Annotated in this window: 10 protein-coding genes; 5 read left to right on the top strand and 5 right to left on the bottom strand. The window is 63.0% G+C overall.

Going from position 1 to position 13,686, the window contains the following annotated elements; translation table 11 throughout:
- The first annotated feature begins 19 nt into the window (after positions 1-19).
- On the top strand, positions 20-1,084 hold the full coding sequence (locus tag ACEN2R_RS11975; protein WP_442042457.1) for a YeeE/YedE family protein: 1,065 nt from the start codon (positions 20-22) through the stop codon (positions 1,082-1,084).
- Between the two features lie 3 nt (positions 1,085-1,087).
- Here ACEN2R_RS11975 and ACEN2R_RS11970 read toward each other — a convergent pair whose 3' ends face one another.
- Together ACEN2R_RS11970 and ACEN2R_RS11965 are read right to left on the bottom strand one after the other, a co-directional pair.
- Positions 1,088-1,942 carry a LysR family transcriptional regulator gene (locus ACEN2R_RS11970; RefSeq protein ID WP_442042455.1) on the bottom strand — a complete coding sequence of 285 codons (855 nt, stop codon included), beginning with the start codon at positions 1,940-1,942 and terminating at the stop codon, positions 1,088-1,090.
- A 168-nt stretch (positions 1,943-2,110) separates the two neighbouring features.
- Positions 2,111-4,306 (bottom strand): primosomal protein N', encoded by a 2,196-nt coding sequence (locus ACEN2R_RS11965; RefSeq protein WP_442042453.1) that lies wholly within the window; start codon positions 4,304-4,306, stop codon positions 2,111-2,113.
- A gap of 89 nt (positions 4,307-4,395) precedes the next feature.
- On the opposite strand from ACEN2R_RS11965, the gene fsa reads away from it, so the two are divergent.
- The 4 genes from fsa to ACEN2R_RS11945 are packed head-to-tail and all read left to right on the top strand — an operon-like array spanning position 4,396 to position 7,437.
- A complete protein-coding gene (gene fsa / locus ACEN2R_RS11960) occupies positions 4,396-5,049 on the top strand; it encodes a fructose-6-phosphate aldolase (RefSeq protein WP_442042451.1) in 654 nt (217 codons plus the stop codon).
- A 36-nt stretch (positions 5,050-5,085) separates the two neighbouring features.
- Complete coding sequence (locus ACEN2R_RS11955) at positions 5,086-5,793, top strand: DUF484 family protein (protein ID WP_442042449.1); 708 nt, start codon at positions 5,086-5,088, stop codon at positions 5,791-5,793.
- Positions 5,793-6,707: a tyrosine recombinase XerC gene (locus ACEN2R_RS11950; RefSeq protein WP_442042447.1), complete on the top strand. Its 915-nt coding sequence runs from the start codon at positions 5,793-5,795 to the stop codon at positions 6,705-6,707. Before ACEN2R_RS11955 ends, ACEN2R_RS11950 begins: the two co-directional genes overlap by 1 nt.
- 40 nt (positions 6,708-6,747) lie before the next feature.
- The gene (locus ACEN2R_RS11945; protein WP_442042445.1) at positions 6,748-7,437 is read left to right on the top strand and encodes a CDP-alcohol phosphatidyltransferase family protein; all 690 of its coding nucleotides are present in this window, start codon (positions 6,748-6,750) and stop codon (positions 7,435-7,437) included.
- Between the two features lie 10 nt (positions 7,438-7,447).
- Here ACEN2R_RS11945 and ACEN2R_RS11940 read toward each other — a convergent pair whose 3' ends face one another.
- From ACEN2R_RS11940 to ACEN2R_RS11930, 3 genes are all read right to left on the bottom strand, one after another.
- On the bottom strand, positions 7,448-7,882 hold the full coding sequence (locus ACEN2R_RS11940; RefSeq protein ID WP_442042443.1) for a GNAT family N-acetyltransferase: 435 nt from the start codon (positions 7,880-7,882) through the stop codon (positions 7,448-7,450).
- A complete protein-coding gene (gene ileS, locus ACEN2R_RS11935) occupies positions 7,879-10,782 on the bottom strand; it encodes an isoleucine--tRNA ligase (protein WP_442042441.1) in 2,904 nt (967 codons plus the stop codon). The genes ACEN2R_RS11940 and ileS overlap by 4 nt, the downstream gene beginning before the upstream one ends.
- Before the next feature lie 179 nt (positions 10,783-10,961).
- A complete protein-coding gene (locus ACEN2R_RS11930; protein ID WP_442042439.1) occupies positions 10,962-13,655 on the bottom strand; it encodes a DUF2339 domain-containing protein in 2,694 nt (897 codons plus the stop codon).
- Positions 13,656-13,686 lie beyond the last annotated feature (31 nt).

Genomic DNA, 13,686 nt, shown 5'->3' with positions numbered 1-13,686 from the left:
ATACGAAAAGGGCAGACGAATGGACATTCTTGGCATTGTAAATCGCATCGGCGAGGCCCCCACCGCCGCTCTGTTCGGGTTGATCACCGGCCTGATCTTTGGCGTCGCGGCGCAGCGGTCCAAATTCTGCCTGCGAGCGGCCACGGTGGAATTCGCGCGTGGCCAGATGGGCCCTCGCGTATCGGTCTGGTTGCTAACGTTTTCCACCGCTTTGGTCTGGGTTCAGGCCGCAGCGCTTGCGGGGCTGATGCGCCCTGCCGATGCCCGCATGATGGCCGTCACCGGATCGTGGTCGGGGGCCGTGATCGGCGGGCTTGTCTTTGGCGTTGGCATGGTTCTGGCGCGCGGGTGCTCTGGCCGGTTGCTGGTGCTGGCGGCATCTGGCAACCTGCGGTCGCTGGTTTCGGGCCTGATATTCGCCGTTGTCGCCCAGATGAGCCTTCAGGGCATGCTGTCGCCCTTGCGTGACCGGTTGGCGGCGCTTTGGATGACCGAAGGCGGCAAGAACGTGAACCTGCTCGACGCTTCGGGTTTGCCTGCGGCCTCGGGGCTGGTGCTTGGCCTGATGATCGCCGCGCTGGCCCTTGTGATATCGCGGCGCAACCGGATCGGGTTGTCGCGGCTGGTCTTTGCCTCTGGTGTCGGGTTTTCTGTTGCCGTGGGCTGGGTGCTGACCTTTGGGCTGGCACAGATAGCCTTTGACCCCGTCCAGATCGAAAGTGCGACATTCACCGGCCCGTCGGCGCATAGCCTGATGTTTTTCCTTAGCCGGAACGCGGTTCTGGAATTCGATGTGGGGCTGGTGCCCGGCGTTGTTCTGGGCGCTTTTCTGGCGGCTGTCGCAACGCGGGAATTCAAGTTCGAAGGGTTCGAGACAGAAGCCAACATGCGGCGCGCGATGCTGGGCGCGGCCTTGATGGGTTTTGGCGGGATGCTGGCAGGCGGCTGCGCCATCGGGGCGGGCGTGACCGGGGGGTCTATCTTTGTGGGCACCGCCTGGCTGGCGCTGGCCTCTATGTGGGCGGGGGCTATGGCAACCGACCTCATGGTCGATCAGCGCGCGGGCCGGTTGCAGGCAGGGTAGGTCCTATCTGCCAGACAGGTGCATGGATTTGAAGCAATGTTCGATCCAGTCCGCAACCCGCCGCAGGGTCGGATCCTTGCGCCGGGTTTCATGAAAGACCAACCAGATTTCACGCGTCACACTACACTGTCCTTCGCCCTGTGCCCCAAGCAAGGGGCGCAGGTTCGCCCCCTCGGGCACCTGAAATCCGGGCGCGACGCATCCCAGTCCGGTTATATCCGCCGCCGATACGATCGCTTGAAATGTCTGAAGCCGGATCTTGGGTGGGCGCCCGAAAAACGCCTCTGCCGCTTGCATCTCCGCTGTCCAGTCCAGTTCCCTTGGCAACCCGACCCAATCGGGGTTCGTTGACCCTTCATTGCGGAAAAACCCGATCGGGACTTCGCCGATCTGCTTTCCGATCAGCCGCCCTTCTGTCGGACGGCCAAGACGGACCGACAGATCGGCCTCGCCATAGGCAAGACTGACCGTCTTGTCGCTGGTGATGATATCAAGTTCGACATTCGGGCAGGTTTCCTGAAACAGGGGCAGGAACGGAATCAGGCATTCGTGCATCAGAAACTCGATTGTGCTGATGCTGATCCGGCGCAACGCCGTGTCTTCCTGAAGGACGCCCGCGTTCAATTCCGCCAGACGGCTGTCGAACTCTTCCGCAAGCTCCACCAGCGCGGCCCCGTGCCCCGTCAGCGCCCAACCGGTCTTCGTGCGGGTGACGATCTGCTCGTTCGTGCCTTCGGACAGCCGCTGGATCCGCCGCGAGACAGTCGTCACATTGGTGCCGATATTCCGCGCGGCATCGCTCATTGATCCAAAGCGGGCCAGTGCCATCACAATCCGGTAGTCGTCCCAGTTTTCCACACGCTCTCCCTGATTACAGACATTTTCTCGATATTTACCGAACCGACGCCCCTGATCACATATTGAAACGGCACGCGACAACCTGCCCATTTGGACAGGCGGCAGATCGCAAATATCCGAAGGCGGGCCACCCCTGTCCGGCCAGCCTACTGTAAATCCGCGAAAACCTTAGAAGAAATTCTGGGGATCAATATCAATCTGCAAACGGATGCTGTTCGGGATCTTGAACTGGGCCACCCATTTCTGCAGCGCCGATTGCAAAGGTGCCGCCTTTTCGGCTTTCACCAGCAACCGCACACGGTGCCGCCCCCTGATCCGCGCGATGGGGGCCGGTGCGGGTCCGTAGACCTGCGCCCCGATTGCCCGCAAAGGGCCGTCATGCCGCGCCATCTGTGCCCCCAGATCGAAGACCTGCGCAACATCGGGCGACGACAGGATGATCCCCGCCATCCGCCCGTAAGGGGGAACCCCCGCAGCCTTGCGCTCTTCCGCCTCGGCCTTCCAGAACCCCTCCTCGTCGCCGGACAGAATCGCGCGGATCACGGGGTGTTCGGGCTGGTAGGTCTGCAAAAGGGCCATGCCGGGTTTGTCCATCCGCCCCGCCCGCCCCGCAACCTGACGCATCAGCTGGAATGTCCGTTCGGCGGCCCGTAGGTCCGATCCCTGCAAACCCAGATCGGCGTCGATCACCCCCACAAGGGTCAGCAAAGGAAAGTTGTGCCCCTTGGCCACCAATTGCGTTCCGATGATGATATCGGCCTCGCCATCCGCGATTGCCTTGATCTGCGCCTTCAGCGCCCGCGCCGATCCGAACAGATCCGACGACAAGACCGCGACGCGGGCATCGGGGAACAGCGCCGCGGTTTCCTCGCCCAACCGCTCTACCCCCGGACCAACAGGGGCCAGCCGGTCTTCGGCACCGCAACCGGGGCAGATCGTGGGCATCGGTTTCGTCTCGCCGCACTGGTGGCACACAAGGCGGTTCTGGAACCTGTGTTCGACCATGCGCGCGTCGCAATGGTCACAGCCGATCTGATGCCCGCACGCGCGGCACAGCGTAATCGGGGCATAGCCGCGGCGGTTGATGAACAACAACGACTGTTCGCCCTTCGCCAACCGCTTGCGCACCTCGCCCGCCAGAACATCCGAGATCCAGCGGGTCGACGGCAACGCCTCTGGCCGCATGTCGATCGCCTTCATGTCCGGCATCACCGCCGCTCCGAACCGCGAGGTCAACGTCAGGCGAGTGTATTTGCCCGCGTCTGCATTGACCCAGCTTTCAAGACTGGGCGTTGCAGAGGCCAGAACCACCTGCGCCCCGCAGATGGCAGCCCGCAGAACGGCCATGTCGCGGGCGTTGTACATCACACCCTCTTCCTGCTTGTAGGATGTGTCGTGTTCTTCATCGACCACAATCAGGCCAAGGTCGCGGTAGGGCAGGAACAGCGCCGACCGTGCGCCCACAATCAGTTGCGCCTCCCCCTCGCCCACCATGCGCCAGCAGCGGCGGCGCTCGGTCGTGGTGACGCCGGAATGCCATTCGGCGGGGCGTGCGCCGAACCGCGCCTCGACCCGCGTCAGGAATTCCGATGTCAGTGCGATTTCCGGCAACAGCACCAGCGCCTGACGGCCCTTGCGCAGGCATTCGGCGACCGCCTCCAGATAGACCTCTGTCTTGCCCGATCCGGTAACGCCTTTCAGCAAGGTCGTGCCGTATTTGCCAGAGGCGACAGCGGCGCATAATCTGGCCGATCCTTCGGCCTGCTCGGGTGTCAGGTCCACCGCACTGTGACCCGCATCAAGGCGCGGATAGGGCAGATCACGCGGCGTGTCCTCTTCGACAATGACCCCTTGCTTGACCAATCCCTTGATCACGCCCGTGCCAACACCCGCGTATTCCGCAAGTTCGGCAGGGGTGAACGCCAGCCCGCCGTATTCCTGCATCACCCCGATCACCCGCCGCCGCGCGTCGGTGGCGCGATCGGGGTCGGCATTCGCCAATCGCAGAACCTTGCGCATCGAGGGCGGATCACCCAAGCCCGGCGACCGGGTGGCCAGCCGCAACATCGCGGTCAGCGGCGTCAGCGTGTAATCCGCCGCCCGGATCAGAAAGCTCCGCATTTCATGGCGCATCGGGACGGCATCCAGCACACGGATAACGGCCCGCACCTTGGCAAGGTCATATCCGCCCTGCCCTTCGCCCCAGACAACCCCCAGCACCTTGCGCGGGCCCAGCGGCACCTCGACAAAGGCCCCCAGCATACATCCGCCTTCGGGTGCCTTGTAATCCAGCACACGGTCCAGCGGTTGCGCGGTCAGAACACCGATCAGGGCGCCTTCGTGAAAAAATTGCAGGTCAGACAAACGGCAGGTTCCCTAAAGGGCTTTCAGCAAGCCCGTGCATAGGCTAGAACACAGCCGAACCAAAGACCAACCCAAGCAGGACAAAAACCATGAAATTCTTTGTCGATACAGCCGAGATCAACGAAATCGCCGAACTCAACGATCTGGGAATGGTTGATGGAGTCACGACCAACCCCTCCCTGATCATGAAGTCCGGTCGCAACATTCTTGAAGTGACCAAGGAAATCTGCGGGATCGTGTCCGGCCCCGTCAGCGCCGAAGTGGTTGCCACCGAAGCCGACGACATGATCGCCGAGGGCCGCAAGCTGGCCAAGATCGCCGATAACATCGCCGTAAAGGTGCCGCTGACATGGGCCGGCCTGAAGGCGTGCAAGGTTCTGTCGGGCGAAGGCAACATGGTCAACGTGACGCTGTGTTTTTCGGCCAATCAGGCGCTGCTGGCGGCCAAAGCCGGCGCAACCTTCATCTCTCCGTTCATCGGTCGCCTTGACGACGTGAACATCGACGGCATGGAACTGATCGCGGATATCCGCCAGATCTATGACAACTACGGCTTTGAAACGCAGATCCTTGCGGCCTCGATCCGCACTGTGAACCACATCACCGACGCCGCGCGCATCGGTGCCGATGTGATCACCGCACCGCCATCGGTCATCAAAAAGCTGGCCGATCACCCGCTGACAGACGCCGGTCTTGCGCAGTTTTTGAAAGACTGGGAAAAAACCGGTCAGAAAATCCTGTAACCTGCGCTATAGTTCGCGAAACAAGACGAGGCAGGCATGACAAACAGCGCCCTGATACAGGACGACCTTCGCGAAAAGATCATCGCGGACCCGGATGTGATTCTGGAAGATCATGACCTGATGCGTGCCTTGATCGCCGCGAACGAAAAGCAACTTGGCGGGAATATCGTCGATCTGCGCGGCATTGCCATGGAACGGCTCGAGGCGCGTCTTGACCGCCTCGAGGATACCCATCGCAGCGTGATCGCCGCCGCATATGAAAACCTCGCGGGCACAAATCAGGTTCACCGCGCGGTTCTGAAAATGCTCGATCCCGTCGAATTCGAAGCCTTCCTGAAGAACCTTGGCGTTGAAGTGGCCGAAATTCTGCGGGTGGATTGCGTCAAGCTGGTGCTGGAAACGGTGCAAAAGGGCGACGATCCGGCGATCCGGAAACTGGGGGCGGTCCTGCATTCCGCCGAACCGGGTTTCATCGACGCCTATCTGACCGGCGGGCGCAATATCCCCGTGCGACAGGTCACATTGCGCCAGCTGAAACCGAACGACAACGTGATCTACGGCGAAGCCTCTGACTGGATCAGGTCCGAGGCCGCGCTGAAGCTGGACTTTGGCGCAGGCCGCCTGCCCGGCATGCTGGTTCTGGGCGCCGAAGACCCGCACCAATTCAAACCACAGCAGGGCACCGACCTTCTGGCCTTCTTTGCGGGCGTCTTTGAAAGAGCCATGCGCCGCTGGCTGTCGTGATGATTTCCCCCGCCGCGCGGGATGCGATGGAGGGGTGGCTTTCCCACCTCAAATCGCTTGACGGCGCGGCGGCGAACACGATTTCAGCCTACCGGACCGATGTTCTGGGCTTTCTGGCGTTCATCACCCAACATTTTGGCGACAGCACCGGAATCGCCCCGCTAAAGACGCTTGCCCTGTCCGACATGCGCGCCTGGATGGCGCACGAGCGTGCGCGCGGTGTGGGCGCGCGGTCGCTGGCGCGGTCGTTGTCGGCGGTCAAGACCTTTTTCCGCTGGCTGGCAGAGCGCGAGGATTTCGACCCGACCGCCGTTCTGGCCACCCGCAGCCCGAAGTTCCAGAAAAAGCTGCCGCGCCCTCTGGCCGAAGACGCCGCCCGCGCGATGATCGAAACCGTCGAACTGCAATCGCGCACCGACTGGATCGCGCTGCGCGATGTCGCCGCCGTTACCCTGCTTTATGGCTGCGGATTGCGGATATCAGAGGCGCTGGGGCTGACCGGCGCCGACGCGCCCCTGCCAGAGGTTTTGCGCATCATCGGCAAGGGCGGCAAGGAACGCATCGTGCCCGTGATCGACGTCGCACGCGATGCCGTCGCCCGTTACACCCGCGCCTGTCCCTATCCGGTCGAGCGGGACCAGCCGCTGTTTCGTGGCGCACGCGGCGGGCCATTGTCGCCGCGTCTGATCCAAAAGGCGATGGAGCAGGCCCGCATGCAGCTTGGCCTACCCGCCACTGCGACGCCCCATGCCATGCGCCATTCCTTTGCGACGCATCTCTTAAGCGCGGGGGGCGACCTTCGGACCATTCAGGAATTGCTGGGCCATGCGTCCCTGTCAACCACGCAGGCCTATACCGCAGTCGACACCGCGCGCCTGATGGAAGTCTACGAAAAATCCCATCCCAAGGCCTGAGCCGTTGCACATTCGGCTATTTTCGGCCATGAGGCGATCCATGACACCACAAATCCGCGCCCTTGCCGTTCATCTGTTCACCGCCACCGGCGCGGTCTTTGCCATGCTTGCGATGCTGGCGGCCGTCGACCAGAAATGGAGCCTGATGTTCCTCTGGCTGGTCGTCGCCTTTGCGGTGGATGGCGTCGACGGCCCATTGGCCCGCAAATATGATGTGAAAACCCACGCGGCGCAGTTCGATGGCGTCCTTCTGGACCTGATCATCGACTACCTGACCTATGTGTTCATTCCGGCCTACGCCCTGTTCAAGTCCGGCCTGTTGCCCGGATGGACCGGCTGGATCGTCATCATTGTCATCACCTTTGCCAGCGCGATGTATTTCGCCGACACCCGGATGAAGACCAAAGACAACAGCTTTTCGGGCTTTCCGGGGTGCTGGAACATGCTGGTCATCGTATTGTTCGCGCTGGAGCCGAATTTCTGGATCATACTGGCACTGGTCAGCCTGTTGGCAGGGGCAATGTTCGTTCCGCTGAAATTCATCCACCCCGTGCGGACAGAGCGTTGGCGCAGCCTCTCTTTGCCGGTCGCGCTGGCGTGGACGGGTTTTGCCGGATGGTCGGCGTGGATTGATTTTGGCGCGGGCAGCTATTCCCATTGGGGGCTGGTTGTGACCAGCATCTATCTGCTGTTCGCCGGTATCGCCCAGCAGATTTTCCCGAAGCGCTGACAACAGCAGCCTAAAGGGTAAGCGCCATGTCGCGGTGCGTTATCCCCGCATCCAGATAGATGTCGCCAAAGGGTTCGAACCCCAGCTTTTGATAAAACCCGACCGCATGGATCTGCGCCCCCAGAACCACGCGCCCGACGGTGCCGCCGGTGCGGATATGCGCGATCACCTCGCGCATGATCGTCGCGCCAAGGCCCGTTCCCCGTGCGAACGGCAGGACTGCGACGCGTTGGATTTTGGCATAGCCATCGACCATGGCCAGACGCGCCGTGCCCGACACCTCGCCCTGATGGACCGCAAGGAAATGGGTGCAAGCGGCGTCCTGATCATCCCACTCGTCTTCGGCGGGAACCTTCTGTTCCTCGACAAAGACCTTGCGCCGGATCGCCAGGCAAAGGTCAAGGTCCGCCTGTGTTTCGACAACGCGGACCTTTGCACCGGTCATGACAACGCCGCGTCGCAGCGGGCGCAAACGCCTGCATGGGCATGGCGGCCCACGTCCGGCAGGATCTTCCAGCAGCGTTGGCACTTGTCGCCATCCGCCCGCGCGAACACCGCCGCAACGCCGACCACATCGTCCAGCGTGAACGCGCCATCGGGTGCCGCGTCGGTCGACACATGAATACCAGAGGTGATGCAAATGTCGTCGAAGGTGACGGTTTTCAGCACCTCTGCGGTCGCCGCATCGACATAGACGGTCGGGGCCGCTTCCAGACTTGCGCCGATCTCTTTTGCGGTGCGCTGGACCTCCAGCGCACCGGTCACAACGCGGCGCACACGGCGCACGGTGGACCATTTCGCGGCCAGGGCCTCGTCGCGCCACCGGGCAGGCGTTTCGGGGATATCGGTCAGGTGAACAGAGCTGTCATCGCCGGGGAACCGCTCCAGCCAGACCTCTTCCATGGTGAATACCAGAATCGGGGCCAGCCAGGTTGTCAGGCGGTGATACAGGATATCAAGAACCGTCAGCGCCGCATCACGGCGGGCAGAGGCACCGTCGCAATACAAGACATCCTTGCGCACGTCGAAATAGAACGCCGACAGATCGACCGTCGCGAAGGTGAAAATCGCCTGGAACACGCCCTGGAAATCGTATTTCGCATAGCCCTCGCGCACGGTCACATCCAGTTCGGCCAGACGGTGCAGCACCCAACGCTCCATTTCTGGCATCGCCTCTGGGGCCACGCGCTTGTCCTCTGAAAAATCGTTCAGCGACCCCAAAAGGAAACGCATGGTGTTGCGCAACCGGCGATAGCTGTCTGCAACGCCCTTCAGGATCTCGTCGCCGATCCGCAGGTCGGTCGTATAGTCGGACTGCGCCACCCAAAGCCGCAGGATATCGGCGCCGTATTGCTGGATCACCTTTTCGGGGGCGACGGTATTGCCGACCGACTTGGACATCTTGTTGCCCTTGGCGTCCAAGGTAAAGCCATGGGTCAGCACCCCGCGATAAGGCGCGCGGCCAATGGTGCCGCAGGCCTGCAACATCGACGAATGGAACCAGCCGCGATGCTGGTCGGTGCCTTCCAGATAGAGGTCGGCCAAACCATCGGCAGAACCATCCTTGCGGTCGCGCAACACGAACGCATGGGTCGAGCCACTGTCGAACCAGACGTCCAGAATGTCGAACACCTGTGTATAGGCGTCGGTGTCATGCAGCCCGCCAAGGAACCGCTCTTTCGCGCCATCCATATACCACGCGTCGGCGCCCTCGGCCTCGAACGCGTCAACGATGCGGGCATTGACCGCAGGGTCGCGCAGCAGAAAGTCGGGGTCTGTCGGCAGCGCATCTTTTTTGGTAAAACAGGTCAGCGGCACACCCCAGGCCCGCTGACGCGACAGAACCCAGTCGGGCCGCGCCTCGATCATGGAATACAGGCGGTTGCGGCCGGTCTGCGGCGTCCACGTCACCAGCTGGTCGATGCTGGTCAGCGCCCGCTGGCGGATCGTGGTGCCATAGGTGTCCTGCCCGTCGCCGACGGGGCGGTCGATGGCGGCAAACCACTGCGGCGTGTTGCGGAAGATGATCGGTGCCTTTGACCGCCAGCTGTGCGGATAGCTGTGGTTGACCGTGCCGCGCGCGATGATCGCACCGGCCTCGACCAGCTTCTGGATCACGGTGGTGTTGGCCTTGCCTTCCTTGCCCTTGCGGTCAAAGACCTGCAGCCCCGCAAAGAACGGCACATGCGGCAGGAATTCGGATTCCTCGCCGACGTTGTGGGTCATCCGGTCGGTCCAGCCGCGCTTCACGAACGCCTCGTAGTCGTCGGCGCCGTGGCTGGGTGCTGTATGGACAAAGCCCGTGCCCGCGTCATCGGTCACATGATCGCCGTCGATCATCGGAACCGGGTAGTCCCAGAAGCCGTTCGCACCGTCGAGACCGGCAAGCGGGTGGGCAAGGGTCAAACCGCCCAGTTCCTCTGCGCTGACATCGCGCAGGCGGGTGTGCTCTGTCACGCGGGATTTGGTCAAAACCTCTTCGGCCAGCGCGTCCGACAGCAGATAGAGATCGCCGGCGGCAGTCCAGCTTTCCTCTGCCGTCGCATCGACGCGGTACAGGCCGTAGGCGATGGACGGGTTGAACGCGACGGCCTTGTTCGACGGGATCGTCCAGGGGGTTGTCGTCCAGATCACGACGCGCGCGGATGCCAGATCACCGAAGCCGCCCGCAATGCGGAACGGCACCCAGATCGTGTGGCTCTTGTGGTCGTGATACTCGATCTCGGCCTCGGCCAGCGCGGTCTTTTCGACCGGCGACCACATCACGGGTTTCGATCCCTGATACAGCGTGCCTGTCATCAGGAACTTCTGGAATTCCTCGGCGATCACGCGTTCGGCGTGGAAGTTCATCGTCAGATAGGGGTTGTCCCATTTGCCGGTGACGCCCAGACGCTTGAATTCCTCGCGCTGGATATCCACCCAGCCTTCGGCGAATTTGCGGCATTCCTGACGGAAATCCACAACCGGCACTTCGTCCTTGTTCTTGCCCTTGGCGCGGTATTGTTCCTCGATCTTCCATTCGATCGGCAGACCGTGACAATCCCAGCCGGGGATATAGCGGGCGTCCTTGCCCATCATCTGCTGACTGCGCACGACCATATCCTTCAGGATCTTGTTCAGCGCGTGGCCGATGTGCAGGTGCCCGTTCGCATAGGGGGGGCCGTCGTGCAGCGTAAAGGGCGCGCGGCCGGTCTTTTCACGCAGGCGGTCGTAGACGCCGATCTTCGCCCAGCGGTCCAGCCATTCGGGCTCTCGCTTGGGCAGTCCCGCCCGCATCGGAAAGTCGGTTTCGGGCAGGTTGAGCGTGGCTTTATAGTCGGGAAGGTCGGGCGTATCGGCGCACATGGGGCGGTCCTGTCAGGGTATTCGGAATGGGGATCAGGGGCGGCGCGGAGGGATCATACGCCTTGTCCCGGCGGCTTGACTTGTCAAAGCGCCGGGCACGTAATTCGAATGATAATCGCGAATATACGGGTCATAGGCCGCGTTATAGGCCCGCCCGCGCGCCCCGTCCAGTGCCCGCGCTATGTTGGTGCGGGCGGCTCTGCCCCGCTGCCCCCCGCCCTGCCCGCCGCCCAGCGGTTCAGCCATGCCAGACCGGCCAGCGACAGGCCAAGCGCCAGCAACGAGAAGACCCGCGTCAGCCCCGAAAGCCCCGCAATGTCGATCAGGAACACTTTGGCCACGGTCAGCCCGATCACCCCCATTCCGGCCTTGCGCAACAAGGGCGCGCGCCGCGCGATGGCCTGATACAGCAACCCCGCCCCCGCGATCAGCAGCGCGACGGTATAGCTGTAGAGTTCGGGCGAGGTGACACCGGACGCGGCAATATCCGCGCCGCGCCAGAAATGCCGGATGGCAAGGCCGGTATAAAGCACCACAAGCGCCACCGCCAAGCCGCCCAACCCCTGCCGGACGCGCCGGTTCAGATGCGTCAACCGCTGCACGATCAGGCCCAGTGCCACCGCCGGAAACAGATAGGCAACCGCCAGCGTATTGGCAAAGACAGGACCAAGCACCGCATCCCTGCCGAACAAGAAGTTGCCCCCCGACAGCGGATTCAGCAAAACAGCCGCAAAGACCACCGCGACCAGCGCGATGGCCCAGAACACACCGCCCAACACCTTGCGCACCCCCGCCAAAGGCCCGCCCGCGCGGATCCGGTCGATCTGCGCAAAGCCTGCGGCAAGCCAGATGACGGCTGCAATACCCATGCCCCAATGGCTGAAAAACCCGCTTTCGCTGCCGGTCGAGGCCTTGATGGCGCGGAACAGCATGACAGAGGCAAACACCCCGATATAGCCGAACATCGCCGATTCCAGCACGACCTTTGTCGCGGGCCGGTGCCGGCTGCCCAACGCAAAGGACGCCCCCACAACCGCGCCGATCGCCCCGAGAAAGGACAACAGAACCGCGCCAAGCGGGCCATAAAAGCCGAAATCTATGCCCGGGTCCGCGACCAGCCGATACCCCAGAACGACCGCGCCCAGCTGAATGAAGGCCGACAGCGGCGGCAGGTCGAACCGCCGGTCCAGTGCCGCCGCCGCCAGAACCGTAATCGCCAGCGCCACAGTCAGCGCGGCAGAGCTGAGCACCAGAACAAAGGCAAGGGCGATCATCACCAAAGCGCCCAGCACGGCAAAGGATGTGCGCATCCTGTCCGCCCCGTCGCGCCGCGAAAAGCGTTCGGCCAGAACGGTCATCACTGCGGCGATCACCACCGCATGAAGCGCCCATGGGTAGGCCCCGATCACCCGCGCGGGATGCCACAGCGCCTCTAGCAGGATCGCGGTCAAAGGCGCGAATGTCGCCGACGCCCCCGCCCATTGGCGCGGCCAGTGCGTTTCGACCAGACTGCGCCAGCCGGCCATCAGGCTGCCCAGCAGCCCAAGGCCCGCAATCACGCTGGCCGCTATGGCAAAGGGCGCGTTGGTGTTCGGTTCGGGCAGCGTGCTGAACGCCCGGTAGACCGCGCCGTAATCCATCGCCTCGAATGCGACCACGGCAAGAAATCCGGCGGCGGGCAGGACCGCCAGATCGCCAAGCGCGGGCGCGTTGCGGCACCAAAGCGCCAGCGCCGCGATCAGCACAGTGAACAGCATCAGCGCCAGCCAGACCTCTGCCTGCCCTGCCTGCACAGCCTGCGCGGTCACGAACAGGATCGCACAGGCGGACATCAAGGTGCCCGCCACCAGCCGCGTCGGAAACTCGGGGAACACAGCCTTGCGTCGGGTGATCAGCGACGACAGCGCACTGCCGGACTGCGCGGGAGCAAGCGACAGGGGCGGGATTGCGATACTGGCCAGGGTCAGGGCGACCGCGAAGGTCATGTAATACTCTGCCCCGCCCGATCCCGCGTACAGCAGCCACGCCGCGCCAAATGCCAGCACAAGCGACAGCACCGACACCCAGGCCCAGCGTCTGACCGCATCCACCGCCAGCCCCGCGCCCGCAATCAGCGCGAAATACCCATACAGCCAATAGGGCGTGGTGCTGTCACCGCCGACGACGAATGGCGCGCCCATCGCGCCGGCAATCCCGATCGCCGCCAGTAACGGGCCATAGAACCAGCCCAGAACGATGCCCGAAGCGGCGGTCAACACCAATCCCGCCAAGGCCAGTTCGGGGCCGATCAGGCCATAAAGCTGACGCGCTGAGATGATAGCCGCGAACAGAACGACGATGCCCGCGCCGGAAAAGGTCGAGGGCAGATAGGCCGCGCTGCTGTCCTCTGTATCGCCGAACCGGCGGCGGATCACCTCTCCCGACGCGACCAGCGCGGCCCCGAAAAGCAGCGCAAAACCCACGCGTGCAACGGGGGGCAACAGGCCCCGCTCCATCCCGTATTGCACAAGGAATATCCCCGCCAACGCCAGCGACACTGCGGAAATTGCATAGAACCAGTTCTCGCGCAGCCATTTGGCCAAGGCGGTCAACCGGTCCCGACGCAAGACAATGGCGCGGGGCGGGGTCTGATGTTCGGCTGGGACAACCGGTTCAGCTGGCAAAGTTGCCGCCAACCCCTTGTCCCACGGGCCGGGCTGCGCCGGATCGGGCAGGCCCGTGGTCTTGGGAACAGCCGCGGACCGCAGGGTCGCAAGCTGGAGTTGCAGTGCGTCCACCCGCTGCCGCAGCCGGGTGTGACTGATCAAAAGATATAGCACCGCGACCGGAATACCGATCAAGACCACAACGCCCAGCAAGATAAGTCCGTCCACCGCCAAAATCCTTTTCCCACGACATTAGCAC

The sequence above is a fragment of the Pseudogemmobacter sp. W21_MBD1_M6 genome, assembly GCF_052119585.1.
Lineage (GTDB): Bacteria > Pseudomonadota > Alphaproteobacteria > Rhodobacterales > Rhodobacteraceae > JBGQOJ01.
Note: the sequence above shows the minus strand (reverse complement) of the source record. Positions and strands in the feature narration are given on the sequence as shown.